The 1,210-nt window shown below is 58.1% G+C and carries 2 protein-coding genes; both read left to right on the forward strand.

The window, feature by feature from the left end; all coding sequences use genetic code 11:
* Positions 1-427, forward strand: a 427-nt coding sequence (gene tssB / locus ACIOVB_RS24210; RefSeq protein WP_401271901.1) for a type VI secretion system contractile sheath small subunit, incomplete at its 5' end; no start/stop codon positions are given.
* Between the two features lie 26 nt (positions 428-453).
* Positions 454-1,210: type VI secretion system contractile sheath large subunit (gene tssC / locus ACIOVB_RS24215; RefSeq protein ID WP_401271902.1), on the forward strand; the 757-nt coding region annotated here is incomplete at its 3' end.

Consider the following 1,210-nt stretch of genomic DNA (forward strand, 5'->3'; position numbering starts at 1 on the left):
AGAGATTGAACTGCCGCTGAAACTGCTGGCAATCGGTGACTACACCCACCGCAAGGACGAGCGCAAGATCGAAGATCGCAAGCCGATCAGCATCGACAAGATGACCTTCGACGAAGTGCTGGCCAAGCAAGAGCTCAGCCTGACGATGAACGTGCCGAACCGTCTGCAGGAAGAAGGCAGCACTGAAGAGTTGGGCGTGCAACTGCGCGTCAATTCGATGAAGGACTTCAACCCGGCCAGCCTGGTCGAGCAAGTGCCTGAGCTGAAAAAGCTGATGGAACTGCGTGACGCGCTGGTAGCCCTCAAAGGCCCGCTGGGTAACGCACCTGCTTTCCGTAAAGCCATCGAAGGCGTGCTCGCCGACGACGAATCCCGCGGTCGCGTACTCGGTGAGCTGGGCCTGAACGCCGCAGCCACCGACGCCTGAACCCAGCAGCCAAGGAAGCCAACACAATGAGCACTAGTGCAGCACAAGAGAAAGGCGCCGCGAGCGGCGAGTACAGCATTCTCGACAGCATCATCGCCGAAACCCGCCTGACGCCGGACGACGAAGCCTACGACATCGCCAAGCGCGGTGTGTCGGCCTTCATCGAAGAGCTGCTCAAGCCGCAGAACAACGGTGAGCCGGTCAAGAAAGCCATGGTTGACCGCATGATCGCCGAGATCGATGCCAAGCTCAGCCGTCAGATGGACGAAATCCTGCACCACCCGGACTTCCAGTCGCTGGAATCGGCATGGCGTGGTTTGCAGTTGCTGGTCGATCGCACCAACTTCCGCGAAAACATCAAGATTGAAATCCTCAACGTCTCCAAAGACGACCTTCTGGACGATTTCGAAGATTCGCCGGAAGTCATGCAGTCGGGCCTGTACAAGCACATCTACACCGCTGAATACGGCCAGTTCGGTGGTCAGCCGGTTGGCGCGATCATTGCCAACTACTACATGTCCCCAAGCTCGCCGGACGTGAAACTGATGCAGTACGTTTCCAGCGTAGCCTGCATGTCCCACGCGCCGTTCATCGCTGCGGCCGGTCCGAAATTCTTCGGTCTGGAAAGCTTCACCGGCCTGCCGGATCTGAAAGATCTGAAAGACCACTTCGAAGGCCCGCAATTCGCCAAATGGCAGAGCTTCCGTACCTCGGAAGACTCCCGCTATGTTGGTCTGACTGTGCCGCGTTTCCTGCTGCGTAACCCGTACGACCCGGAAGAAA

This window comes from Pseudomonas sp. NPDC087639, from assembly GCF_044743385.1.
GTDB lineage: Bacteria > Pseudomonadota > Gammaproteobacteria > Pseudomonadales > Pseudomonadaceae > Aquipseudomonas.